The organism is Methylomonas sp. BG-2 (assembly GCF_057766305.1).
In genome coordinates this window covers 1-1220 of record NZ_JBYMAP010000491.1, presented here as the reverse complement: position 1 = coordinate 1220, position 1220 = coordinate 1, and the positions used below count along the sequence as shown (strand labels likewise).

The 1220-nt window shown below is 61.2% G+C and carries 1 protein-coding gene; it reads right to left on the bottom strand.

The window, feature by feature from the left end; genetic code table 11:
* Nucleotides 1–1097: glycosyltransferase family 2 protein (locus AC3B8H_RS21540; RefSeq protein WP_488443550.1), on the bottom strand; the 1097-nt coding region annotated here is incomplete at its 3' end.
* Between the last annotated feature and the right edge of the window lie 123 nt (nucleotides 1098–1220).

The following is a 1220-nucleotide window of genomic DNA, read 5'->3' as shown; positions in this document are numbered from 1 at the left end:
AACTGCGCCCGCCAGAAGTCGTTCAGTACGTTGGCTTCCGGGCCGTTTCCGCCCTGGTAACGCTCCTCGAAGCGTTGAAATTCCTGCTCCAGCGCGCTGAATTCCTGGCGTTGGTGGTAGGACAGGCCGGCCGACAGGTCGTTGGCGGCCCAGGTAGTGGTCCGGTAGCGCTGGAGTTTTTCGCGGGAGAATTCGTAATCGAAATAACGCAAATGGATCAGCGTGAGTTCATCGGTTTTTTCGCTGGGTTCGTAGCATTGGTGCTGGCCCGGCGTGAAGGATACGTGGTCGCTGAGGATGGCCACCTTGTCCAATGCGGTGTTGCGCAGCAAGGCCCGCCGCTGGCCGACAATGGGTTGGGAAAGATCGATCGCCGGATCGCCGCCGCGCAAATGCACCAAGTCCCAGCCGGTCGGAATCAAGCGGCGCGGCGTATCGACGGCCAAGCGGGTCACGTAATCGGCCAGACTCGAATAGGCGGAGCGGGTCGGCACGATGAATTCATCGGAATCGGTCACCACCACCAAATCGTAGGTCTCCAGCAGAAAGTGCTGAAAAATCCCCAGACTGCGCGACAGCCGCCAGGAGTCGAAACTGGTGCGCGGCTGGCGAATCACGTTGACGGCCGCCGGCAGATACGCGCGCGGATCGTTGTCCGAACCGTCGTCGATCACGTACAGATTCTCCAGGCCGAACTGGCGCCCGTAGTAATCCACCCACTTCGGCAGTACGAAATCCTCGTTGTAGGCAATCGTCAACGCCGCCACCCGCTTGACCGAGCTGGGTCTGGCCCGGTAAACGCCGGCTTGCAGGGCTTGCCGGGCTAGCAGCGTGGCGGCCAGATTCAACCGGTGGGTAACTGCCCGTTGAGTGTCGCCGTTGTATTCGTGGAACACCAGGCGTTCCAACTCCCCGCTGCGCTCGCTGCCGATCGGAATCGCAATCGGCAGCGCCGCGCCGGTCAGCGGAAAGCGGCCGAGCACGACCTCGGCGCCGGCCGCGTCGGTCTGGCACACCACCAGCACGCCGTCGCTCGGCGTCTCCGACAACAGGATTTGACACTGCTCGTGATTTAAAAAGGTAATATCGATTTTCATAGTCTACTCAAGATAAGTTGCAACCTTGCCGGCCGCGGCGCCAAGTCGCCGAATCGACAAGTCGCAAAAACGGGCCAAGCCGCGACCGGGAAGCGGCATCGCCGGCGAAATTATGCCGCTAAC